The following is a 24,209-nucleotide window of genomic DNA, read 5'->3' as shown; positions in this document are numbered from 1 at the left end:
AGTCCGGATGGAGTTTCACACGCTTCCACCAAAAAAGTCCGCTTTTTTCAAAGCGGACAAGAAAATGTCAACCGGGCTTCAAAACCTGCCCCATTTGTTCTTCGGCAATGAGGTTCTCCACCTTTTTCGGGCCCCAGACAATGTAGAGAAACCGGTTCTTTTGCGAAACTTCTTCCAAAAAATTGATGAACTCGCTCCATCGTTTCACCCCTTCAAACCGGTGCTCCACCTCCACGATCGCCGGCGTTCGAAACCCAAGGATCCGGCGCTTCAGCTGCGCCTTGTCCATCGGCTCGATTTCCAGCGCCTCGCGCAAGAACTCGTACGGATCCTTTACCGATTCGCAATCAAACAGAATCTTTTTCATGCTGCTCGGCAAAGGCAAGGACGCGTTCAAACAGCGCCTCCAAATCAAATTCATGATTCGAAAACGTTTCGAATTCGCGCAGAAGCGCCGCCATATGACGCTGGTCCTCCTCGATGGATTCGACGAGTTCCGGATGAAGCGACAACTCGTTGATCCGATGGTCGACTTCGCTTGGCGTCTTGCGCAAAATCCGCTTTTTTTCCAAAGAAGCCACCATTTGCGAAACCGCGGCCGCGGATACCTTTAAATAGGACGCCAGGTCCTGCATCGTGATAGGCGTTTTCGCGGTATAAATGTACGCCAGCATATCCAGATCCTTGGATTTCATCGTCGGATACAGCTTCAGCTGATCCTTCCAGGCTTTTCGAATACGCTGCACGATCAAAAGCATGAGCTCGTATCTCCGCTCATTGGACAATTCAGGCTGTGTTTGTTTTTTATCCATTGATTTTTTTCTCGATCGAAGCTAGCTGTTTTTTCGCGATCGCGAGTTGTTCCTGATACGTGGACAGCTTGTTTTTCTCCGCATCGACCTTTTCCTTTGGTGCCTTCTCCACGAATCTTGGGTTCGAAAGCATCTTTTCTCCACGAATCACTTCTTTTTCCAGACGAACGATTTCCTTTTCCCATTTTGCCTTCTCTTCTTCCAAATCAATGAGATCCGCCATGGCGACCGTCAAAATCGCGTGGTCGATCGTCCGGGACAGCACATCCTCGGTTGGCAGCTGGGCGCACACTTGCACATGCGCCATGCCTTCGAGCAGGTTTTTCAGGTTTTCCGGCAGCTCGATGGCCGCGCCTTTTTCATCGTGCAAGGAAATTTCGATCGTTTCCGAAGGCTTGAGGTGGTATTCGTTTTTGATTTCGCGCACCGCGCTGATGGCGCCAATCAGCATCTCCATCCGGTCCATTTCCTGGGCGCTCATTTTCACGTCGACAGGTTTTGGCCACGCTTCCGTGTTGATCGAATCGTCGGCGTTTGGCAAATTCGAATAAATTTCCTCGGCGACAAACGGAATGAATGGCGACAGCAAAATCAAAATGTTTTTGAGCACGAGCGCCAGCGTCGCTTTCGTGCTTTCCACTTCGGCCGCGTTGTCGCTGCGCAGCGCCGGCTTGGACAATTCGATAAACCACGAGCAGAAGTCGTTCCATACGAAGTTGTACAGCTCGTTGCCCGCGATCGACAACTCGTAACGATCCATATTGACGGTCACGCTCTCGATCGTTTCGTTCATCTTTTCCAAGATCCATTTCGACGCCGGCGTCAAGTCGTCGACACGCAAAGGCAAGTCCTGCCCATCCAGCTGCATGAGCACGTAGCGCGACGCGTTCCAAATCTTGTTGATGAAGTTCCACGACGCGTCGATTTTTGTTTCGTCGTAGCGCAAGTCGAGTCCCGGCGCCGAGTTGGTCGTCAAGAAGAAGCGCAGCGCATCCGCGCCCTTGTCGGCGATCACGTCCATCGGATCGACGCCATTGCCAAGCGACTTCGACATTTTGCGCCCTTGCGGATCGCGGATCAAGCCGTGAATGAGCACTTCTTTGAATGGCCGGTTGTTCATGCAGTAGCGGGTCTGGAACGCCATGCGCGCCACCCAGAAGAAAATAATGTCGTATCCGGTGACGAGCACATCGTTCGGGAAATACCGGTTCAGATCGGCTGTTTCTTCCGGCCAACCGAGTGTGGAAAACGGCCACAACGCGCTGGAAAACCACGTATCGAGCACGTCTTCGTCCTGAATCCAGTTTTCCGGATCTTTCGGATCTTCTATGCCGACATAAATTTCACCGGTTTCCTTGTTCGTCCATGCCGGAATCCGATGTCCCCACCACAGCTGGCGGGAAATGCACCAGTCCTCGATGTTTTCCAGCCATTGCTCGAACGTGTGGTTAAAGCGTTCCGGCACAAACGAGATTCGCTGCTCGCCTTGCTGGTTTTTGAGCACCTCGTCGGCGAGCGGGCGCATCTTGACAAACCATTGTTTCGACAAGTACGGCTCCACGATCACGCCTGTGCGCTCGGAATGCCCGACCTGGTGCGGGTGCTCCTCGATGTGGTCGACCACACCGTCCTTTTCAAAATCGGCCACGAGCGCCTCGCGGCATTCGAACCGGTCCATGCCTTCGTACTTGTGGGCCATGGCGTTCATCGTGCCGTCGTCGTTCATGCAGATCGGCATGTCGAGTCCATATTTTTTCGCGAGCGCGAAGTCGTTGGGGTCGTGAGCCGGCGTACATTTCATGACGGCCGTTCCAAATTCCATGTCGATGTAGTCGTCGGCCATGATTGGCAGCGCCTGTCCGTTGGCCGGGTTGATGGCGTGCTTGCCAACCAGGTGCTTGTAGCGCTCGTCGTCTGGATGAACGAAGATCGCCTGGTCGGCGAACATCGTTTCCGGGCGCGTCGTGGCGATGACGAGTTCTTCCCCGGTTTCCACAACTTTGTATTTGAAGTAATACATGTGGCCCATGATTTCCTTGTGCTCAACTTCGATGTTGCTCAGCGCGGTGCGGGCTTGCGGATCCCAGTTGATGATGCGCTCGCCCTGGTAAATCAGCCCGTCGTTGTACAGGTCGACAAACACTTTGCGAACGGCTTGCGACAGTCCTTCATCCATTGTGAAGCGCTCGCGCGTGTAGTCAAGCGACAAGCCAAGCTTGGCCCACTGTTTGCGAATGGTGGAGGCGTATTCCTCCTTCCACTCCCACGCCCGGTCCAGAAATTTCTCGCGGCCGATGTCGTAGCGGGAAATTCCCTCGTCTTTGAGGCGGGCGTCGACTTTGGCTTGCGTCGCGATGCCGGCATGATCCATACCGGGCAGCCACAGCACGTCAAAGCCTTGCAGGCGCTTGTAGCGCGACAAGATATCCTGGATCGTCGTGTCCCAGGCGTGTCCGAGATGGAGCTTGCCAGTTACATTGGGTGGCGGGATGACGATACAATACGGGCTCTTCGTCAAATCCCCCGCGGTAAAATACCCCTGGTCAATCCATTGGTCATAGCGGTTTTCCTCCACTTTCGTGTGGTCGTATTTTGGTTCTAGCATACTCTCTTCCTTTCCAAATAAAAAAAAGCACATCCCTAAGGACGTGCTGCACGTGGTACCACCTTAATTCGCATACGGACGTATGCCTCAAGACCTTAACGCGGTCGCACGGTTTCTCCTACTAAGCTCAGAGAACGGCTCCTAAACTACCTTCGCCTGCCTTTCATATCTTCTTCCACCACCCGAAGACTCTCTATCAATCCGTCCAGACTACTCCTTTTATTCAACGCCGTTTCCAATAGTCTATCACATCGTTTTTTGAATGTGAACCTCCTCGTTTGTTTTTTCGTCAAAATCAATTTCTTTCGTGGCCACGCTTTGGGAAAACATGGTGTCGTGCTCCACAAACAGCATCGTGTAGCCGCTTTCTTGCAGCATGCGTTCGATTTGTTCGCGGCTGTCGATATCCAAATCGTTGAGCGGCTCGTCCCACACGTAGAGGTGGGCGGATTCGCACAAACTGCGGGCCAGCATGATTTTTCGCCGTTGGCCGGCGGAAAGCGCTTCAAGCGGATGGGTCAGTTCCGCTCTGGAAAAGCCAAACTTGCGTAAAATCGTCATAAACAAAGTCCGGTCGATGGCGTAGCGCGCGATGTAGCGTTCAATGGATCCTTGCGCCTCTTCCACGGTTTGGGCGACATAGGAAACCGTTAAATCAGCGCTTGCCTCGATTGTCCCTTCATACGGGCATTGTCCGACGATCGCTTTAAGCAGACTGCTTTTTCCCGACCCGTTGGCACCGCAAAGCCGGATCCGCTCGCCTTGCCCGATCGAAAACGTCTGGCTTGGCGTCGACCAGGTTTCATAGACGACGCGAACGCGTGTCAAGTGCATCAACGTCGATTTTTTATAGTCGCGTGTTTGGATGCGCAACGTCTCGGGCTGCTCGTCGCTTTTGATGAGCTTTCGCTTTTCCTCGACGGCTTTTTCCTTTCGGGCTTCGATGGCTTTGGAGCGTTTCATGAGTTTGGCAGCCTTGTGTCCGACAAACCCTTTGTCGGCGGCGCCGATCTTTTGTTTTTCTTTGGCATTCGACCAGCTGCCGGCCATACGGGCTGAAGCCTCCAGCCGCTTGATTTCATGGCGGAGCCGCTCGTTTTCAGCCCGGTCTTTGGCGAGCATGTTTTCATGATCGAGATGCCAGGCGGAGAAATTCCCTTTTCGCACGTCCACGCCCTGGGGTGTCAGGGCGACGACGTGATCGACGCAGTCATCGAGCAGTTTGCGGTCGTGGCTAACAAGCAGAAACCCACGCTTGGATTTTAAATAGGCGCCGAGAATTTGTTTCCCTTTTTCATCAAGATGGTTGCTTGGCTCGTCGAGTAGCACGAACGCGCCTTCTTTTAAGAAGAGGGCGGCTAGCATACAGCGGATTTTTTCTCCTTGCGAAAGCGTCTCGAATGGCTGCCATAAAAGATCGGAGCGCAATTCGAGCCGGGCGCATTCCTTTTGGATTTGCCATGGCTGCGCGCCGGACACATCCTCTAAAACGTCGGTCGTGACCCGGGATGGATCGGCAATGGCGTAAGGAAAAATTTCAACCGGGACGGGACAGTCGACCGTTCCGGTTCCGGAAAGTTTTTTGCAAAGCAGGTTTAGAAGGGTCGTTTTTCCATTGCCGTTTTTTCCGATGAGTCCGCAGTTCCAGTTCGTGTCGATGGAAAAGGACACGTCTTGGAAAAGGGGATCATCAATGGATTCATATTGAAACGTTAAATGTTTGACGGTAATCATCGCCATAGTTTTTCACCTCCAATAACACAAAAGACCGCGAAGAAAACTTCGGCGGTCTTTTGTGAACTGATTTGAATTTGAAAAACGGATCGGCTTTACGATCCTTTGATTTGGCATAGTAAAAAGATGGAAGTTTTCTGTTTTTAAATTTTTTTCGAAACAGAACCATTCAACATCTTCTCACCTCTTTCAAACGTAGTATACGGAATGATTTGCGGAATGGCAAGTCCGAAAATCCATTGTTTTTCATGAAAATTCCAGTTTTAGGGCCACTTTTTCCAGTTTCTTGTCATCATGAAAACGGGCTGTTATGATGAAGGTGCCAAAAGAAACGGCAAGAAAAAAACGGTTAAAACATAGAGAAATTCTATGAAGGATCAACATTAAAATCGTCAAACTTCCTCGACACAAAAGTCGCTAAAATGAACAAAACGATCTTGACGAGCCGATTTGGAAAGAATGAGATGAGGGAAAAACTCTCGTTACAACAAGCGAAATTCAAAAAACCGGATTGAAGAGATCAAAAGAAAAAGACGGAAACGGCATTGAACGATCAACAAATCGAATGAGCAGATCTTGTTTGTAAAGAAAGACGAGATTTCGAAAGGAACAGCCGGAAAGTCAATGAAAAAATGGAAGAAGCAGGATTCCAAAGCGTGTGAACACGGAACGAATCAAACCCAATAGGCGAAGTAATTTGATCCCCTGGCAAACACTTAACAAGTTGTATTCGCCGGGCGCATAGAAAAAGATCTATGTCGGATCGAATGAAAAATCGTCAAACTTCCTCGACACAAAAGTCGCTAAAATGAAACGTCAACAACGATCGAAAACGGAAATCTTTTCATTAAAAAAGATGAGGAGGAAATCTCATCAAGCACAATGACAATATAAAGGAATCCAAACCGATCGACAGCATGAAAATGGCAGCAGGCGGATACGAATGATGAAGAAGATCAATCGTCACAAGCGAAAGCATCTGAAAGGAAAGATGGACGCGATAACCAAGCGAAAAGAATAAGTCCAGGGCATGCGAAAACAGGAAGAGAAAAATCCACATCAAAACGTGGTACATATAGAAGGACGAGAAAACATTCATCCAATAACATGAAAGAGTCCGAAAGGACTCTTTTAATTCGGGCATCCGGTTCCCTTCCTTCTTCTTGCCGGAGTAAAATATCGTTAGAAGAAGAGGTAAAAAACATGATTCAATACGTATTTGAAGGGACAAAAAGCCGGTCCGCCGCCTACAATGACGGCCAGCTCATTGGTTTATGCCAATACCAGGTCGACGGCGACCGCTGGATCATTACGCATACGGAAGTCCAGCCCGAATTTGGCGGTCGCGGTATCGCCCGCGAACTCGTCATGATGGTCGCGCGCAAAGCGAAAGAGCATGGCTTCACCCTTGTTCCCGTTTGCTCCTACGCGGCCAAAGTTCTCGACCAGCAGCAACAGTAAAAGAGTCCTTGCGGACTCTTTTGTTTGTCTTATTTCAAATTTAAACGCGACCGGACGATTCGCGCCTGCTGACGGGTCAGCCCTTCGGCCTGCGTTTGATACGCCTCCTCGATCGGAATGTTGAATTTTTTGGAGAAGCGCCGGATGGCGTCGACCGACGCTTTCACGGCGCCTTCTTTTCGCCCTTCATTTCGTCCTTCCTCTCTTCCTTTTTCAATCAATCCCTGGCTCAAGTTGCACATTTTCCTCACCCTCCTTTGGTCTTCTTCCATTGTGAATCCATACGCTCTCAATTTCTCGTTGGCTTTCTTTTCCTCTTCGCACTTAAACAAATAATGCAGCACTTTCAGTGAATCCTTGTCGTCTTCCCGGATCTCGTTTCCGATTTTGAATGTCGCCAGGTTCATCATGCCCTCCTTTGGCTCGTTTCTTGTCACCTGGCTACCTTCTGTTTTCTCGATCCATTCCTTTTTGATTTCCAGCTCGCTTTTTTTGATCCGGAAATCGTTGACGACCCACATCGAATACACCGACCGCAGCGCGTTGTAGTCCACTTTCTTTCCCACCTGGTTGCACACTATCGCGGCCACATACAAGTTCTTTCGTGATTCCAGATCGTACGCTTTAGGCATGTCCTTTTGAAAATCCGCGTTGCCGTACGCCTGCCATGATTTCTTTTTCATGCCAAACAACAGGTCAGGCTCGACGTAGGCGCCCGAGCTAAATGCGATCTCGCCCGACGCGTACGGGATTTGATCGGTGTCGGTTTCGATATAGCCGCGAATGGCTTCGATGGGGTCCGAAGCCATTCGCGGCACGCCGTCTTTGATCAAATACGACAAAAGCCGGGTGTCCCGAAGCCATTGTTTCGCCATACGGTCGTACGCCCGTTGCTGCCGGCGCAGGCTTTTCCGTTCTTTTTTATTTTTCTCTTTCATATATATTATATACGACAAAGAGAGGACAAAAGGGACATTTTTTCTCAAAAAAAGTTTATTTTCAAAAAAAGAGTCCACTTGGACTCTTTTGTCTACTCCTGCGCGAATTGCGCGTTGTACAGCTTCGCGTATTCGCCGCCTTTTTCCAGCAGCGCCTCGTGCGTGCCGCTTTCCACGATATCGCCATGCTGCATAACTAAAATCAAATCAGCGTTGACGATCGTGGACAGCCGGTGCGCGATCACGAAGCTCGTCCGGTTTCGCATCACGACATCCATCGCGCTCTGAAGCCTTTTTTCCAGCCGGGTATCTACCGAGCTTGTCGCCTCGTCCAAAATGAGGATCTTCGGATCCTTGATAAGCGCGCGGGCGATTGTCAGAAGCTGTTTTTCCCCTTGGGAAATGTTGGAACCCGATTCGTTGATTAGCGAATCGTATCCATTGGACAATGTGCGGATGTAATGATGGACATTCGCCTGCTTGGCTCCCTCCACCACTTCGCAGCGCAGCGCTTCGTGCCGGCCGTATTTCAGATTTTGCTCAATCGTGTCCTCAAACAGCCACGCGTCTTGAAGGACGAGCCCAAACAAGTCGCGCAAATCGTGATAAGACATCGTTCGAATGTCGCGCCCGTTGATTTTGATCGCGCCGCCGCCGATCTCGTAAAAGCGCAGCAGCAAGTTCGTCAGCGTCGTCTTTCCCGCGCCTGTCGGTCCGACAATCGCGATCGTCTGCCCCGCCTCGACATGGATGTTGACATCGCGCATCAACGGCTCCTGACCATATCCAAACCGCACCCGCTCAAAGTCGATTGTCCGAATCGGTTCGTGAAACGGCTCGCCTTGCGTGTCCATGACTTCGTCCATATCCAAAAACGTGAACAACCGGTTCATTGCCGAAAACGCCGACTGCACCTGGTTGGACAGCTGCGAAAGCTGGGCGATCGGATCGTTGATGTTCCAAATATAGCGAATAAACGCCTGAAGCTGCCCTAACGTGATGACGCCCGCCAGCACTTGCAAACAACCATACAGCGCCACGCACCCGATGGTCACATACGTCACCAACGAAGTCGTCGGCCCGATCAGGCCGGACAAAAACAACGCCTTAAAGCCCGATTCCCGCATCGCCTCGTTCGCTTTTTGAAACCGGTCTTTCGCTTTTTCCTGCTGATCGTAAATGACGATCTCGTTGAAACCCGAATACAATTCGTTGATCGTCGCGTTCAAATCCGCCAGCGACTGCTGCTGGGTGTCGAAAAGCGGCTGGCTTTTTTTCACGAAGCCAAACGAAATCATTGCGATGACCGGCAGCGCCACGTACACCATCAGCGTCATCACCAAATTGATCGTGCACATCATGATCGAAACGAACACAAACGTGCACACCGCGCCAATGACGCGCGACAACGTCTGCTGCAAAGCGTTCGACACCGTTTCCACGTCGTTGGTGATGCGCGAGAGCAAGTCGCCGGTTTCCTGCGCGTCGAAATAGGAAACCGGCAGCCGGTTGATTTTTTTCTCGATGGCATCGCGAATGTCCTCCATCGTTTTTTGAATGGAGTCCGTCAGCAAAAACGCGCTCACCAGCTGGCTGGTGATTTTAATCAAATACACGCCAAGCAACATCAAAAGAATGCGGACGATCACGTTCATCTGAATATGCGCCCCCGGCACGCCTTTGGCCATTTGCGTCACATCCAGCTGAAGCTGAGTCGTGATCATCCCTTCGATACTTGGCATGACGGCGTAAATCACCTGCATGACCAAAACGAGAAACAACCCCGTCAGCAGCTTGACGCGGTGGTCTTTTAAAAAGCCCCACAAGTGAACAAGGCATTGTTTAAAGGTCAGTTTTTTCGGCATACGCGCGCACCTCCTTCTCGCTTAGCTGCGACAACACGATTTCGCGATACACCGCGCACGAATCGTACAAGTCCGGATGCGATCCATACCCCACGATCCGCCCCTCGTCCAAAACGAGAATCTTGTCCGCGTCCAAAATCGTGGAAACCCGCTGCGCCACCACGATAAAAATCGAATCCGGCCGCATCGGCTCCAGCGCCGCCCGCAGTTTGGCGTCGGTCTTAAAATCAAGCGCGCTAAACGAATCGTCGTAAATGTACAATCCGCTCTTCTTTAACAACGCCCGCGCGATCGAGATCCGCTGCTTCTGGCCGCCAGACAAGTTCGTTCCTTCCTCCGCGATTTCCTCCTCGTATTGCTCGTCGCGTTCCAAAATGAAATCCGCCGCCTGCGCGATTGTCGCCGCCTCGTGGACGGATTCAAACGACGCCTGCTCCAAGCCAAACGCGATGTTGTCGTGAATCGAGCCCTTAAACATATGCGGCTTTTGGGAAACGAAGCCCATCTCGCTGCGCAACGAGGACAAGTCCAAATCGCGAATGTTTTTTCCATTCACCAAAATCCGGCCTTTGGTCGGATCGTAGAAACGGGCCAGCAGCTTCACCAGCGTGCTTTTTCCAGACCCCGTGCTGCCAATGACCGCCAGCTTTTCGCCTTTCTTCACTTCAAATGAAATGTCCGTCAGCACGTTTTCCTCGCCATTGGGATAGGAAAACGAAACATGCTCGAGTCGGATATCCTCGATGCGTCCGATGCGTTGCGCCCCGGAAACGATCGTGCTTTTCGTTTCCAGCACGGCCTCGATCCGCTTAGCCGAAACATTGGCGCGCGGATACATCATAAACACCATACAAAAAACAAGAACCGACATCATCGCGTGGAACAAGTATTCAATAAACGCCACGACTTGTCCGATTTCAATCGCTCCTCTTCCAAGCATCAAAGACGAAAGGTAGTAGATCGCGATCGTCGCCAAATTCATCATAAAGAAAAACAAAGGATCGGTGCACGACATCATCTTAAACAGCCGCGTCGTCTGCGAAGTGTACCACTCGTTTTCCTTGGCAAACCGCTTTTGTTCGAACGGCTCGTTGTTGAACGAGCGAATGACCCGGATACCCGACAGGTTTTCCCGCAAGATCCGGTTCATCGCGTCCAGCGATTTTTGCTGGTTTTCCGACAGCGGGGCCGAAAACTTCGCGAACAGCACGACCCCAACCACAATGACGGGAATCGTCGCGAACACGATAGTCGCCAGCGGCAAAGACGTCATCGTCACCAGAAGCAAACTGACGACGATCATGACGGGCGCCAGCATCGCGCTGCGCAAAATCGTCTGCAAAAACACCATGATTTGATACGCGTCGTTGTTCGTTCGCGTAATCATGCTCGCCACGCCGAATTTCTCCATCTCGGCGTGGGAAAACCGCATCGTATGGTTGAACACCGCCTCGCGAATGTCGTACGTCACGTTCGTGCTAATGCGCGTCGAGCAATACGCCAGCAAGCTCGTTCCGCAAACCCCCAACACCGAGATCAACACCACGATCCCAAAAAAGCGGTACAAAACCGAAGGATCGTCCCGGTTGATTCCCTGGTCGATCATCTGCGCGATCAAAGTCGGGATGCCAAGCTCCGCCAACGCGAAGCCAAACACCGACACAAAATCAAGGAGCAGCAGCTTCTTGTACTTTCTTGTAAATTGCCAAATTAATTTCATCGCTCTCTCCTAAAAAAAGAGGGACGGCTCGTCCCTCTAAAATCCAAAGTCAAATTCTTAGTCTACAACGCTTTTCACGTAATCCAGCACTTCTTCCGCCGAATCCAGATTCAGGCAATGATCCGCGAGCTTCTGCATTTCCGCGTAGCTGAGCGAAGTCACGACTTTGCGCGCCTTCAAAATTTGCGTCGCCGACATCGAGAACTCATCCAGTCCAAGACCGAGCAAAATCGGTACCGCGTATGGCTCGCCCGCCATCGCGCCGCACATGCCGACCCAGCGGCCGTTTTTGTGCGCGCCTTTGATCGTCATGTTGATCAAGCGCAAAATCGAAGGGTTGTACGGCTGATACAAGTACGATACGTTTTCCGACATCCGGTCGGCCGCCATCGAGTACTGGATCAAGTCGTTCGTTCCGATCGAGAAGAAATCCGCGTATTTCGAGAATTCGTCCGCCAAAACCGCCGCGGCCGGAATTTCAACCATCATACCAACCTGAATATCGTCCGCCACTTGCACGCCTTCCGCGATCAGTTCCGCCTTGACATCCTCGTAAATGGCCTTGGCCTGTCTGAACTCGTTGATCGTCGCGATCATCGGGAACATGATACACAATTTGCCATACACCGACGCCCGGCAAAGCGCGCGCAGCTGGGTACGGAAAATATCCTGCTCCTTCAGGCACAGACGAATGGCCCGGTATCCAAGGAACGGGTTCATTTCCTCAGGGAACGTGTAGTACGAAAGCTTCTTGTCGCCGCCGATATCCAGCGTGCGGACAACGACTTTTTTGCCTTCCATGCCTTCGAGCACTTGCTTGTACGCTTCAAACTGCTCTTCTTCTGTCGGGAAGTGGTCGTTGTCCATGTACAGGAATTCCGTACGGAACAAGCCGACGCCTTCGCCGCCGTTTTTCAAAACGCCTTCCACGTCTTTGAAACCACCGATGTTTCCGGCCAGTTCCACTTCGTGGTCGTCCGTCGTGATGGACTTCGCGTTGACTAATACTTTGAGGGCTTCTTTTTCCTCTGCATAACGAGCCGCTTTTTCCTCCAGCTCTTTCACTTTTTCCTCATCCGGGTTCACATACACAAAACCATCCAGCGCGTCCAGACCGATCACGTCGCCGGTTTGAACCGCCTCGAGAACGCCCGAGCATCCAACCACGGCCGGAATCTCCAGCGAGTTGGCCATGATCGCCGAGTGGGATGTTTTTCCGCCAATCGCCGTCGCGAACCCTTTGACCCATTCGTTGAGCTGCGCCGTGTCGCTTGGCGTCAAATCGTGCGCCACGATGATCGTCGGCTCGTCGATCGCCGTCAAATCCGGGATCTGCAAACCGAGCAGGTTGCATTTCAAACGGAACGTCACGTCTTTGATGTCCGCCGCTCTTTCCCGGAAATAATCATTATCCATCGCTTCGAACATCGCGACCATCTGGTTTGCCACCGTGTCCGCCGCGTATTCCGCGTTCACTTTCTCGTTTTCGATCATCGACTTGATCTGTCCGGCGAATTCCGGATCGTTTGCCATCATCAAATGCGCATCGAATACCGCGAGTTCCTCTTCGCTCAGCCGCTTCGCCGCGCGCTCCTTGACGCCTTCAATATCTTTTACTGTTTTCGCCAAGGCATCGTCGAATTTTTTAATTTCCTCTACAGGCTCTCCCGCCTTTTTTTCAATGACAACTACCGGTGCTTCCAGCTTGTACGCTTTCGCGACATTCACACCAGCACTTGCCGCAATCCCTTTTAGCATGCTTTATTTCCTCCTATAATCAAGCGCTTTCAAACGCTATCATTTAGCCTAATTTTAACACTTTTTACGAACCCACACAATTCTTAAATCGAAGAATTGGCGCAAACGAAGCCGCAAAAAAAAGAACGACTTCGCATTCTTTACGCGCCCTCAACGAGCTGGCGCCGGCAAATATCGACCGCGTGATCCGAGATGCGCTCCAGATATTTGGCAATCAGCACGCCGTTGGCGACCCGATCCGGCGCCAGTTGTCCCGTACGCGTCAACGCCTGTTTCACCGACTCGAATCGCGCGTCCACCTCGGCGTCCAAAGCGATGATCCGCCGCGCCAGCTGCACGTCCCTGTTTTTGAACGCCACCATCGCCTCCAGCACCATTTTGGCGCTATGGTGCGCCATCCAGTGCAAGCCGGTTTGCCAATACAAAACCGGATCCTCGTTTTGCGCCAAAATCTGGCCGACATGTAGCGACTGGTGCCCGATCCGCTCCAAATCGTGAATGACTTTCAAGGCGCCCGCCACCTGGCGAAAATCGCTACCAAACAAGTTTTCCTTCAATAAAAGCTGCACGCACCGGTTTTCAATACCCTGCTCCAAGTCGTGCAGCCGGATATCCCGCCGCCGCAATGCCGGCAAGTCGAGCGTGGCGCTGCCATTCATCGTCCGAAACACGTCCATCATCATCGTTCCTGCTTCGATTCCCATTCCCACCACACGCTCATCCAGTCCATCCAGACGATCCTTCCCCATCACCATCAACCAAACCGTCCCCGAATGTAGTCTTCGGTCCGCGCGTCGCTTGGCGAATTGAAAATGACGTCCGTTTGGTCGCATTCCACCAGCTCGCCTTGCAAGAAAAACGCCGTCCGGTCCGCGATCCGCAGCGCCTGCTGCATATTGTGCGTCACGATGACGATCGTGTACTCTTTTTTTAGCGTCTGCACCAGCTGCTCGACTTTGGCCGTCGAGATTGGATCCAGCGCGCTTGTCGGCTCGTCCATCAAAAGCACATCCGGCTCGATCGCCAGCGCTCTGGCAATGCAAAGGCGCTGCTGCTGTCCGCCCGAAAGCGCCAAAGCCGACTTTTTCAAATTGTCTTTGACTTCGTCCCAAATCGCCGCCTGGCGCAGCGAGCGCTCCACGATACGATCCAGCTCTTTTTTGTTTTTGACGCCATGCGTACGCGGTCCGTACGCGATGTTGTCATAAATGCTCATCGGAAACAAATTGGGTTTTTGAAACACCATTCCCACTTGCTTGCGCAGTCCATTGACATCCAAATCGGCGATGTTGCGCCCGTCGACCTCGATCGTGCCCTCCAGCCGGCAGCCTTCCACCAAGTCGTTCATCCGGTTGATGCTTTTGAGAAGCGTCGATTTGCCGCACCCGGAAGGCCCGATGAGCGCCGTGATTTCCCTGGCGCGAATCGTCAAGTCGATCGACTTGAGCGCCTGGTAGCTTCCATAAAACAAATTCAGCCCTTCCACTTTGATTTTATCCATGCTCTCTTCTCCGTTCCGCTTTTTTCGCCAGCCACGACGCCAAGCCATTCATAAGCAGCACCACGACGATCAAAACCGCCGCGCTGGCGTATGTTTCATTCAAAAAAAGACCTTCCTGCGACAACGCGTACAAATGAACCGCCATCGTCCGCGCCGAATCCGTGACGCTTCCCGCCACCTGGGCCAGCGTTCCCGCCGTAAAAATCAACGCCGCCGACTCGCCGAACACCCGGCCGGCCGCCAAAATCGCGCCCGACAAAATACCGGGCAGCGCGGCGGGCAGCACGATTTTCGTAATCGTCCGCAGCTTGCCGGCCCCCAGGCCATAGCTTCCCTCGCGATACAACGCCGGGACTTCGCGAAGCGCCTCCTGCGTCGTTTTCATGATCGTGGGCAGCACCATGATCGACAAAGTGAGAGCGCCTGCCAGCAACGACAAACCCATGCCAAAAAACTGGACAAAGAACAGCGCGCCAAACAAGCCATAGACGATCGAGGGAATGCCCGCCAGCGTGTCCACCATCAAGTTGACAAGGTGGACGAACCGGTTTCCCGGCGCGGCGTACTCCACCAAATATACCGAGCCCGCCACCCCAACCGGCAAGGCGATCGACAGCGAAACCACGAGCATGAGCAATGTGTTGACAAGCGCGGGCATCAGCGAGACGTTGTCGCTGGTATACGTCCAGGCAAACAGCGAAGGCGTCAAATAAGGAATCCCCTTCCAGAAGATGATTCCTACAATCGCCAGGGCGATCCCTACCGTCAGCAGCGCGCTGGTCCAAACGACGATTTGACCAAACGAGATCCTTTTTCTTTTTTTTGATTGAATTTTCTTTACCATCCTATGGTCCTCGGTCAACGATTTCACGACGCGATCCTCCTTTTTACCCACGCCATCAACGCGTTCATCGCCAAAATCATGCCAAACAACACGACCGCCGTGCCAATGAGCGCCTGCCGATGCAAATCCGCGGCGTATCCCATCTCCATCGCGATGTTGCTCGTAAGCGTCCGGACCCCGCCCAGCAATCCATTCGGAAGCACGGCCTGGTTTCCGGCAACCATCATGACCGCCATCGTTTCGCCAACAGCCCGACCCAAGCCAAGCACAATGGCGCAAAAGATCCCGCTGCCCGCCGCGGGCAGCACGGTGAAAAACACCGCGCGATCTTTCGTCGCGCCCAGCGCCAGCGCGCCCTCGTACACGGTTTGCGGCACCGCGTGCAACGCGGTTTCCGACACGGAAATGATCGTGGGAACAATCATGATTCCAAGCAGGATGGCGGCCGCCAGCACGCTCATCCCGCTCGTTTGCGTCCAATGACGCAACAGCGGAATCAAAACAACGAGGCCGAAAAAGCCATACACGACCGAAGGAATGCCCGCCATTAAATTGACGATCGCCTTCATCGGGGCTTGCAGCTGTTTTGGACAATAGTACACAAGAAACACGGCACACAACACCCCGACTGGCGCGCCGACGACTAGCGCACCCAGCGTCACCACGCCCGTTCCGACAATCATCGGAAAGATTCCAAACTGTTCCGCGCCTGGCCTCCACACCTGGCCGAACAAAAAGTTCAGCCAGCCGATTTCGTGAATGGCCGGCAAACCATTGGCGAAAAGAAAGCCGCAAATCATAAAGACGGCGACAACCGCCATCCCCGCCGCCATTTGAAATATCCTCTTCGCGCCGTTTTCCTTCCAGGCGCTCATCTGTGGTTCTCCAGCGCCCGCCACGTTTGTTGCGGATCGCGATACACCGAGCGGACTTGTTCCATCGTCAGCGATTCAACCGGATTGGCCGGGTTGACGATGACGACAATGCCGTCTTTCGCGAACGCGATTGGCGTGAGGCCGCGTTTTAATTCCGAAGGCTTCAGCGCTCTGGACGACATGCCAATGGCGGCGGTTCCGTTGGCGACATCGCTCAATCCACTTGAGGAATCCGACTGCTGGACGACGATTTCCGCCTTCGGGTTGATTTGCGCGTAGCGCTCCTTCAGCTTTTCCATGACGGGCGCGATCGAGCTGGAGCCCGTCACCATGATCGAGCCTTGGGGATGGCTCGTTTGAAACGGCAAATCCGTTCCCGTCGCGACATAGCCTTGCTTGGCGATGATGTTTTCGCCTTCCCGGCTTAACACGAATTCGACGAATTCCTCGCCGGCGGGCGGCAAATCGTCTTTGATGGCCAAATAAAACGGCCGGGCGATCGGATACGTTCCGTCTTCAACCGTCTGCACGCTCGCGCGCACCCCGTCGATAGCGACAGGCTTGACCATGTCGTTCATGGCGCCAAGCGACGTATAGCCGATCGCGTACGGATCGCCCGCTGTCGACATCATCATGACCGAGGTCGCGTTCGTGACCGCGATGCCTGGATGGATGGCGTCCACTCCCTTTTCATCACGCAATGCAAACAAATCGGCAAACGCCTGCCGGGTTCCCGAGCCATCCTCTCGCGTCAGCGCGTGCATCGTGGCGTCCGGATCGAACGCGCGCTTTTCCTGCGCCTGCACGCCGCATCCGGTGCAAATTCCCAGTCCTAAAACGAAGATTGTGAAAATCCTTTTTTTCAGACTTTGATTCATAAGGTTCCTTTCCAATGTTTCTATCCACTTTCACGCATTCATTGTATCAGCAACCACGTTAAGCCCTTTCCTGCGTTGTGTTAAACGTGCGTTAAATCCGGACACAAAAAAAAGCCGTGAAAATTCACGACTTACGCTTTGACAGGATGAATCGAGTACACCGGAATGGCCTTGGTGAGCGCCAGGGCGACCAGCGAAGCGAGCACAAGCTCGAACAAGCCGTTCGTGGCGACGGTGTAGGCCATGACGCCAATCAGGGCGTTTTGGGCGATGCCAACCGCGCTCGAATAGTCGGCGCCAAAGAAAAGCACGATCATGCCAAGCACCAAAACCGTATGGCACGCCGTCGCGATGCCGGCCGCCAGCGCGGCGCTTGTGGAGCATTTGAGCTTTTTTGAAAAGAGCTGGAACGTGAGGCCGGCAATGACGCCAAGCAGCACGCGGGGAACGATCGCGATCACCAGGGACAGGAAGTTGCCGCTCATGCCGCCAATCGTGACAAATGGCGAGAATACGAAACTCGTAATCCCCGGCTGCATCGTCGCGTTGATGACCGACGTGATTCCAAAAATCAAGCCCAGCGCCGCACCATAGCCGGTGCCCAGAAACACGGCCGCCAAAATCACAGGAATGTGCATGAGCGTGGCGCTGATCGGCCCGATGCGCAAGTACCCGAACGGGGTCATCAAAAGCATCATCTCGATGGCGATGAACATGGCGAACAACGTCATCTTTTTCAAATTTTTCGATTTTTTCATGTTTACCTCCTACTCTCGCTCTGTATGGATGCGATGTAATAAAAAAATCTTTTGTCTGGTCGTTTTTTGAACTTCGTGTCACTTGATCACGATTTCACAACCACCTCGTCCAGTATAAAAAAAACGAAGTGAAAAATCAACGCGCATTCCCGCTAAATCGAGGATGAAACCGCTTTCACGACTCGTTTTGGAAAAAAGCGACAAAGTAGCGGCCGAATTTTTTGTATTTGACTTCGCCCACCCCGCTGATCGCCAGCATTTCGGCTTTGTTTTGCGGACGGGCGGAAGCCATTTCGCGCAACGTGCGGTCGTTGAAAATCGCGTAAGGCGGCACCCGGTATTTTTTGGACAGCCGCGTGCGAATGGCGCGCAATCCTTCGAACACGTCGTCGGCCGCCGCCTGGGCCGCTTCGGCTTTTTTGTACTGACGCATCGTCAGCGAAGCCGGCTGCTTGAAAAACGCGTTGCCTTTGGGCGTGATTTTCAGCAGGCGGTACGTGTCGTTGGTCGTCTCCACCAGCCCATCCTGCACCATGAATCGCAAGATGTCTTGCAGCTGGCGCATCGTAAAGCCCGACAAGTTGCCATAAAACGCGCTTTGGTCCAAATGGTACTGCTCGATTTTTTGCGAACGGCTCCCTTTGACAAGCGAAAGCACAAGCGTAGCCCCGAACTTTTGCCGCACGCTTTTGATCGCGCCCAAAATCGTATGGACGCTTTCGGATATTTCCACCGTTTCGTATTCATGCAAACAGTTGGAACAAGCCTCGCACCGGGTTGGGGACGGCTCGCCAAAATACGCCAGAATGGCGTGGCGCAGGCAGTCGGGACACAAAGCGTAGTTTTTCATCGCTTCGAAACGGCGCCAGTCCTTGGCGATCCGCTCTTTTTTTTCCGCCTCGTCCACGCCGTCAAAATCCTGGTTTTCAATAAAGAACCGGAGCACCCGCTCGTCTTTGGCGTGATAAAACAAAATGCACTCGGCCGCTTGTCCGTCCCGGCCCGCCCGGCCCGCTTCCTGATAGTAGTTTTCCAGCGACGAAGGCATGGAGTAGTGAATCACGTAACGTACATCCGGCTTGTCGATTCCCATGCCGAAGGCGTTGGTCGCGACCATGACCGGCTTGCGGTCGAAAATAAAGTCTTCCTGGTTGGCGTTGCGCTCCTCATCGGACAGCCCCGCGTGGTAGCGCGTGGCCGGCACGCCGGCTTGCTGGAGCTTTTCACACAGCATCTCGACGTCTTTGCGGCGGATGCAGTAAATGATTCCGCTCTGGCTGGAGCGCTGGCGCACGAGTTCAAGCAGCCGCGAAAACGAGTTGGCCGGGTACTCGACCGCGAAAAACAAGTTTTTCCGGTCGTATCCCGTTTTGACGACTTGCGGATCGCGCATGCCCAAAAGCTCGATCATGTCGCGCTCGACTTGCGCGGTCGCGGTCGCGGTAAACGCGCAAAAACGCCAGCGCTTACTGTGAGTTTCAAAAAACGACTTGATGCGCAAATAGCTTGGGCGAAAGTTCTGGCCCCACTGGGACACGCAATGCGCCTCGTCGATGGCGACCATGGAAATGTCGGCCTGGTCGACGAAGCGCAAAAACGACGCGCTTTCCAGTCGTTCCGGCGCCACGTAAATGATTTTGTATTCGCCGCGCTGCGCCAGAGCGAGCGCTTTGGCGTACTGCCCCGGGGTGAGGGTGCTGTTCAAATACGCGGCGCGGATCCCGTTTTGATTGAGCGAGCGGACCTGGTCTTTCATTAAGGAAATGAGCGGGGAGACAACAAGGGTGATTCCCGGCAGCATGAGGGCGGGAATTTGATAGCACAAGCTCTTGCCCGCGCCAGTCGGCATAATGGCTAGCGTGTCCTGTCCGGCTAAAATGGCGTCGATAATTTCTTCCTGCCCGGGTCGAAACGTGTCGTAGCCAAACTGTTTTTTCAATACGTCGTATTTCATAGCGCCTCCTCTTTGATTTCGGTTTTTTCATTATACCGCAAGATCGTGGCGAAAAAAAAGCAGGAGCGTCCTCCTGCGTTTACCGCTCTTCCCGATCCTGAAACTGGAGCCGGTAATAGTTGGCGTAAATCCCGTTTTCGGCCATGAGCTCGTCGTGGCTGCCGCGCTCCTTGATGCCTTCGTCGTCGATGACGATGATTTCGTCGGCGTTTTTGATCGTGCTCAGCCGGTGCGCGATCGTAATGCACGTCCGCTCTTTGGCCAGCTCGTCCAGCGCCGCTTGAATGACGCGCTCGCTTTCGTTGTCCAGCGCGCTCGTCGCCTCGTCAAGCACGAGGATTTTCGGATCTTTTAAAAACACCCGGGCGATCGCGATGCGCTGCTTTTGCCCGCCCGACAAGCGGGTCCCCCGCTCGCCCACGTACGAATCGTAGCCGTCGGGCAGCGACAGGATGAAGTCATGGATGTTCGCCTTTTTGGCGGCCGCGACGATTTCCTCGTCGCTTGCGCCGTCTTTTCCATAGGCGATGTTTTCACGAATCGTTCCCCCAAACAAATACACGTCCTGCTGCACGATGCCGACCGCCTGGCGCAACGACTCGAGCGTCACGGCGCGGATGTCTTTGCCATCAATCAGGATGCGGCCCTGACTGACGTCGTAAAAGCGCGGGATCAGCGAGCAAAGCGTCGTTTTTCCGCCACCGCTTGGGCCGACCAGCGCGACTTTTCGTCCCGCTTTGATGTGGATGTTGACGTCGTCCAAAATCGTTTCGTTGTCTTCGTACGAGAAGCCGACGTGTTCGAAATCAATGACGCCTTTGACATCCGAGAGTGGCTTGGCGTCCGGCGCGTTCGTGATTTCGGGAATCTCGTCGATGACTTCCTCGAATCGTTTAAAGCCCGAAAATCCCTTTTGGAACATTTCGGTGAACTCGATCAAAATTTCAAGCGGCGAAACAAAGACATTGATGTACAAAGCGAACGTCGCCAGCTCGATGGCGCTCATTTGCCCTTTGGCAATCAAATACCCTCCGCATACGATGATCGTGACATAGAGCAGGCCTTGCAAAAAGTTTGTCCCGCCATAGTACCAGCCCATGATGCGGTAGTTGTCGATTTTGCTGTCGAGATAGCGGCCGTTGGACATCTCGAACTTGCGCCGCTCCTTGTCCTCGTTGGCAAACGACTGCACGACGCGGATGCCGGCCAGCGAATCTTGCAGCGAGGCGTTCACCTCTCCGATCTTGCGGCGGTTGTCCATGAACACGCGCTTCATTTTCTTGTTTTGAAAAAGCGAGAAAACGAAGAGGACGATCGTGACCGCCAGCAAGGCGAGTCCAAGCTTCCAGTTGATAAAAAACAAAATAAGAAAGCTGCCAACGACTTTGACCAGGGAAATAAACAAGTTTTCCGGTCCATGATGGGCGAACTCGCTAATGTCGAACAAATCGCTCGTCACGCGCGACATCATGATGCCGGTATTGTGCCGGTCATAGTAAGAAAACGACAGTCGCTGGTATTGTTCGAACAAATCCCGGCGCATGTCGCTTTCCATGCGCGCGCCCATGATATGGCCCTGGGCCGACACATAGTAGCGGCACACGCTGCGCAATCCATACAGCAAAACCAGACCGAGCGCGACAAATCCCACCAGTCGCAAAATGTGGGTGGCGTCCTGCGCGAACAGCGTCGTCGAGCAGTAATCCAAAATCAGCGGAAACACGATGTCGATGATCGAGATGGTTAGCGCGCACAGCAAGTCGATGGAAAAAACGACTTTATAAGGTCGATAATACGAAATAAAATGACGAATGGTTTTCATAATTCACCTCGTGAACCATTATCCAAAAAAAGGCAAGCTTTTGCAAGGCGGATTTCATCGCGCGCCTTCGTGGCGTTTCCATTCCATCCGGTTTTTTGAAAAGCGGTAAACCGCCTTTCCCTCGTCGGCGAAATACGCCAAATAAGAGCGGATCGTGCTGCCGACCAACGCGTATTGTTCGATGCTCATGACTAGACCATAGGTGTCGAACAGGCGCCTTAGCGCTTCGTCAAAGCCAGTCCAGTCGGAAAGGATGTCCAAAAGCGTCGTTTCGATTTCCTGTACGACGTCTAAATTACATTGAATCAAAGACCGCAAATCGGCGGCCGGGGCGGCGTGGCTTGGAACGAACCACTTCGCCTTGACCGTTTTTAGCTGTTCCAGCGTTTCCTTGTACGCTTTCACGTCGTAAATAAAGCCGACTTTGTATTTGGACAAGGTTTCCTCGCTGGACAGGCAGTCGGCAACGAACAGGACATCGTCGGGCGTTCGAAACCCGATCATATCCAGAAAGTGGCCCGGGAGCGCGATGATCTCGATTTCCTTTGGAAAGCCCGGATTCGACACGTCGACGACATCGCTTGGCTTGGCCATCAAAAATTTGTGACGTAGCGCCTTGCACGGAAACCCGCCATAGAGCAGCGAAGGCTCGAGCACCGGATGCGAAATGAACGCTTTTTCCATCCCCGCCGAAAACACGGGGCATCCATACTGCCGCTGCAAATAGGCGTTGCCTCCAATGTGGTCCGCGTTCGAGTGGGTGCATAAAATGCCTTTCAACGTCCACCCGTGGGCGTCGAGCAGCTTTTTGAGTTTGCGTCCCGCGTCCTTGTCGTTACCGGCGTCAATCAAGTACACGTCGGTTTCGTTTTGCCTCCACAAGCCGATGTTGGTCGGGCCCGGCACGTAAAACGTGTTCGCCCCCAGTTGTTTGATTTCCATATTCCCTTCCTCCTAATAAAAAATTTGATCGTACACTTCGCAATCCGTGTCGCCGATGTTTTCGTACGTATGCTCGACATCGGCCGAAAAGCGCGCCGCCTCGCCGGGGTGCACGATGACGGTTCGCTCCGGCAGCTCGATTTGAAGCGTGCCGGCGATGACGCTGACAAGCTCGACGACGCCCTGGTCGTGGGCGGACGATGCATGCCGGCATCCGGGCGCGAACCGGATCCAAAACATCTCGTAGTTTTGGATTGGATCATAGGCGAACAACGGACACGCCATCATGGCGCCTGCCTCCTCCTCGATGGCGTTTGTTTGGTCCGGCGTGGCCAGTTCGATGGCGCGCGGTTCGGGCTCGATGAGTGTCGTGAGGGGCACGCGAAATCCGGTCGCCAGCTTCCAAAGCGTCTGGATCGTGGGCGACGCCTCGCCACGTTCGATTTTTCCAAGCATCACGGCGCTGACACCGCATTGACGGAAGGCGGTGTCCAGCGTCCAGCCCTTGCTTCGACGAATTTGACGTACCCGTGTGCCAATAAAATCCGGTTTCTTACTCATGATTATATCCTTTCTTATCTATATTCTATATTATTATATATTTTGAATAAAAAGAAGAGAAAAGAAAAAACCAGTTCGTGAATATCCAAACCAGTCGTCATGTACCCTCTTCTCCATCTCATGCGCTTATTTCAGATACCTGGGGGGGCGTGTAGCTTCCAATGATTGTTCGCGTTTCCTTTTTGCGATTTGAAATCTTTAAATCGAAGAGAACAGAATTGCTAATCAATTATTATTTTAACAACTGAAACAAGCACAACGATCAAAAATATTCGTCGAAAGGCGTTTTTTCTTATATCTCCATTGATTTGATATTATTATCACTACATGATACATTAAAAACACAGGTAGAAATACCATTCGGGCTGTCCGAAAGGTCTAGGTCCCACCAGATGGCGGAGAGGTTCTCCGCTATTTTTAATTTAAGAAAGGAAAGAGAATGAAAGAACTTAGCATCTTTGTTGATGAATCAGGTGATTTTGGTAAATATGACCCTTGTTCTCCTTATTACCTAATAGCCTTGATTTATCACAATTAAAATATTGATATTTCTTCCCCTGTAGAACGACTCAATTTCGATTTACGGAACTTCGGTTTTCCTAACCATTGTCTTCCGCCGAGAAAAAGAATATAAACATTTACATATTGGCCAAAGAATCCAGCTATTAAACCAATTTTATTTCTTTTTAAAAAAATTGAAAATTCATTATTCCATTATAGAGTTTGAGAAAAAAAACTACACGAATGAACTTGATATGATTTCTCAACTATCCAAATCTTTAACTTCCTCACTTTGCAGAAATAAAAATTACCTAAATGAATTTGACAATTTAATCATTTATTACGACAGAGGGCAGTCCCAAGTAACAAAAATATTATGCTCTGTTTTCAGTACAGTTTTTCCAGATAAAACAATAAAATTTAAAGAAAAAGTATCTCCTGAAAACTATAAATTATTTCAAGCTGCCGATGTAGTATACACTTTTGAACTCATTGCCCGAAAAATCGAGCAAAACAAAATGTCAAATTCAGAAAAAAGATTCTTCAAGTCAAATAGAGATTTCAAGAAAAATTACTTCAGAGTCGTCAAATCAAAAAAGATATAAATCAATACATATAAATTTCAATCGTCTTCAGGCCAGAAAAAACTTTTAAAGCGTAAATTCAAGACGATAAAACAA

General features: G+C 52.1%; 21 protein-coding genes and 1 other annotated feature. Of the genes, 3 read left to right on the top strand and 18 right to left on the bottom strand.

All coding sequences use genetic code 11. From position 1 onward, the window contains the following. Nucleotides 1-67: 67 nt before the first annotated feature. The 4 genes from E5336_RS08980 to abc-f form a co-directional block, all read right to left on the bottom strand. On the bottom strand, nucleotides 68-367 hold the full coding sequence (locus tag E5336_RS08980) for a hypothetical protein (RefSeq protein WP_135980786.1): 300 nt from the start codon (nucleotides 365-367) through the stop codon (nucleotides 68-70). After that, nucleotides 348-812 carry a MarR family winged helix-turn-helix transcriptional regulator gene (locus E5336_RS08975; RefSeq protein WP_135980785.1) on the bottom strand — a complete coding sequence of 155 codons (465 nt, stop codon included), beginning with the start codon at nucleotides 810-812 and terminating at the stop codon, nucleotides 348-350. Before E5336_RS08975 ends, E5336_RS08980 begins: the two co-directional genes overlap by 20 nt. Next, a complete protein-coding gene (locus tag E5336_RS08970; RefSeq protein WP_135980784.1) occupies nucleotides 805-3,417 on the bottom strand; it encodes a valine--tRNA ligase in 2,613 nt (870 codons plus the stop codon). Before E5336_RS08970 ends, E5336_RS08975 begins: the two co-directional genes overlap by 8 nt. Before the next feature lie 34 nt (nucleotides 3,418-3,451). After that, nucleotides 3,452-3,653 (bottom strand) — a binding site (T-box leader). Nucleotides 3,654-3,663: 10 nt separating this feature from the next. After that, entirely contained in the window at nucleotides 3,664-5,157 is a 1,494-nt protein-coding gene (gene abc-f / locus E5336_RS08965) for a ribosomal protection-like ABC-F family protein (RefSeq protein WP_135980783.1), read from the bottom strand. A 1,101-nt stretch (nucleotides 5,158-6,258) separates the two neighbouring features. Here abc-f and E5336_RS08960 point away from each other — a divergent pair. Further along, nucleotides 6,259-6,612 (top strand): GNAT family N-acetyltransferase, encoded by a 354-nt coding sequence (locus E5336_RS08960; protein WP_277820834.1) that lies wholly within the window; start codon nucleotides 6,259-6,261, stop codon nucleotides 6,610-6,612. A gap of 29 nt (nucleotides 6,613-6,641) precedes the next feature. Here E5336_RS08960 and E5336_RS08955 read toward each other — a convergent pair whose 3' ends face one another. The 14 genes from E5336_RS08955 to E5336_RS08890 all read right to left on the bottom strand — a co-directional run bounded on the left by E5336_RS08955 (nucleotide 6,642) and on the right by E5336_RS08890 (nucleotide 23,028). After that, nucleotides 6,642-7,550 (bottom strand): hypothetical protein, encoded by a 909-nt coding sequence (locus E5336_RS08955; protein WP_135980781.1) that lies wholly within the window; start codon nucleotides 7,548-7,550, stop codon nucleotides 6,642-6,644. 92 nt (nucleotides 7,551-7,642) lie between these two features. Continuing rightward, complete coding sequence (locus E5336_RS08950; RefSeq protein ID WP_135980780.1) at nucleotides 7,643-9,415, bottom strand: ABC transporter ATP-binding protein; 1,773 nt, start codon at nucleotides 9,413-9,415, stop codon at nucleotides 7,643-7,645. Next, the gene (locus E5336_RS08945; protein WP_135980779.1) at nucleotides 9,393-11,135 is read right to left on the bottom strand and encodes an ABC transporter ATP-binding protein; all 1,743 of its coding nucleotides are present in this window, start codon (nucleotides 11,133-11,135) and stop codon (nucleotides 9,393-9,395) included. Before E5336_RS08945 ends, E5336_RS08950 begins: the two co-directional genes overlap by 23 nt. Before the next feature lie 57 nt (nucleotides 11,136-11,192). Next, complete coding sequence (gene ptsP / locus E5336_RS08940; protein WP_135980778.1) at nucleotides 11,193-12,893, bottom strand: phosphoenolpyruvate--protein phosphotransferase; 1,701 nt, start codon at nucleotides 12,891-12,893, stop codon at nucleotides 11,193-11,195. A gap of 140 nt (nucleotides 12,894-13,033) precedes the next feature. After that, a complete protein-coding gene (locus E5336_RS08935) occupies nucleotides 13,034-13,648 on the bottom strand; it encodes a phosphate signaling complex PhoU family protein (protein ID WP_168353621.1) in 615 nt (204 codons plus the stop codon). Beyond that, complete coding sequence (gene pstB / locus E5336_RS08930) at nucleotides 13,648-14,394, bottom strand: phosphate ABC transporter ATP-binding protein PstB (RefSeq protein ID WP_135980776.1); 747 nt, start codon at nucleotides 14,392-14,394, stop codon at nucleotides 13,648-13,650. The genes E5336_RS08935 and pstB overlap by 1 nt, the downstream gene beginning before the upstream one ends. After that, a complete protein-coding gene (gene pstA, locus E5336_RS08925) occupies nucleotides 14,387-15,238 on the bottom strand; it encodes a phosphate ABC transporter permease PstA (RefSeq protein WP_135980775.1) in 852 nt (283 codons plus the stop codon). The genes pstB and pstA overlap by 8 nt, the downstream gene beginning before the upstream one ends. A 23-nt stretch (nucleotides 15,239-15,261) precedes the next feature. Next, nucleotides 15,262-16,113 (bottom strand): phosphate ABC transporter permease subunit PstC, encoded by an 852-nt coding sequence (gene pstC / locus E5336_RS08920; RefSeq protein ID WP_135980774.1) that lies wholly within the window; start codon nucleotides 16,111-16,113, stop codon nucleotides 15,262-15,264. Next, nucleotides 16,110-16,991, bottom strand: a complete 882-nt coding sequence (locus E5336_RS08915; RefSeq protein ID WP_135980773.1) for a substrate-binding domain-containing protein — start codon at nucleotides 16,989-16,991, stop codon at nucleotides 16,110-16,112. The genes pstC and E5336_RS08915 overlap by 4 nt, the downstream gene beginning before the upstream one ends. Before the next feature lie 131 nt (nucleotides 16,992-17,122). After that, nucleotides 17,123-17,749, bottom strand: a complete 627-nt coding sequence (locus tag E5336_RS08910; protein WP_135980772.1) for an ECF transporter S component — start codon at nucleotides 17,747-17,749, stop codon at nucleotides 17,123-17,125. 175 nt (nucleotides 17,750-17,924) lie between these two features. Further along, nucleotides 17,925-19,703 carry a DNA helicase RecQ gene (recQ, locus tag E5336_RS08905; protein WP_135980771.1) on the bottom strand — a complete coding sequence of 593 codons (1,779 nt, stop codon included), beginning with the start codon at nucleotides 19,701-19,703 and terminating at the stop codon, nucleotides 17,925-17,927. A 79-nt stretch (nucleotides 19,704-19,782) separates the two neighbouring features. Continuing rightward, complete coding sequence (locus E5336_RS08900; RefSeq protein WP_135980770.1) at nucleotides 19,783-21,525, bottom strand: ABC transporter ATP-binding protein; 1,743 nt, start codon at nucleotides 21,523-21,525, stop codon at nucleotides 19,783-19,785. 54 nt (nucleotides 21,526-21,579) lie between these two features. Further along, the gene (locus E5336_RS08895) at nucleotides 21,580-22,467 is read right to left on the bottom strand and encodes an MBL fold metallo-hydrolase (protein WP_135980769.1); all 888 of its coding nucleotides are present in this window, start codon (nucleotides 22,465-22,467) and stop codon (nucleotides 21,580-21,582) included. Nucleotides 22,468-22,479: 12 nt separating this feature from the next. After that, nucleotides 22,480-23,028 (bottom strand): helix-turn-helix domain-containing protein, encoded by a 549-nt coding sequence (locus E5336_RS08890; protein ID WP_135980768.1) that lies wholly within the window; start codon nucleotides 23,026-23,028, stop codon nucleotides 22,480-22,482. A 439-nt stretch (nucleotides 23,029-23,467) separates the two neighbouring features. Between E5336_RS08890 and E5336_RS12735 the strand changes: the two genes are divergently transcribed. Both E5336_RS12735 and E5336_RS08885 read left to right on the top strand, forming a co-directional pair. Then, complete coding sequence (locus tag E5336_RS12735; RefSeq protein ID WP_353885359.1) at nucleotides 23,468-23,566, top strand: DUF3800 domain-containing protein; 99 nt, start codon at nucleotides 23,468-23,470, stop codon at nucleotides 23,564-23,566. 217 nt (nucleotides 23,567-23,783) lie between these two features. After that, nucleotides 23,784-24,134: a hypothetical protein gene (locus E5336_RS08885; RefSeq protein WP_135980767.1), complete on the top strand. Its 351-nt coding sequence runs from the start codon at nucleotides 23,784-23,786 to the stop codon at nucleotides 24,132-24,134. Nucleotides 24,135-24,209: the final 75 nt, after the last annotated feature.

Origin of the sequence: Dubosiella muris (assembly GCF_004793885.1) — a bacterium.
Taxonomy (GTDB): Bacteria; Bacillota_I; Bacilli_A; order Erysipelotrichales; family Erysipelotrichaceae; genus Dubosiella; species Dubosiella muris.
The sequence above is the reverse complement of the archived record's forward strand: the minus strand, read 5'-3'. Positions and strand labels throughout refer to the sequence as shown.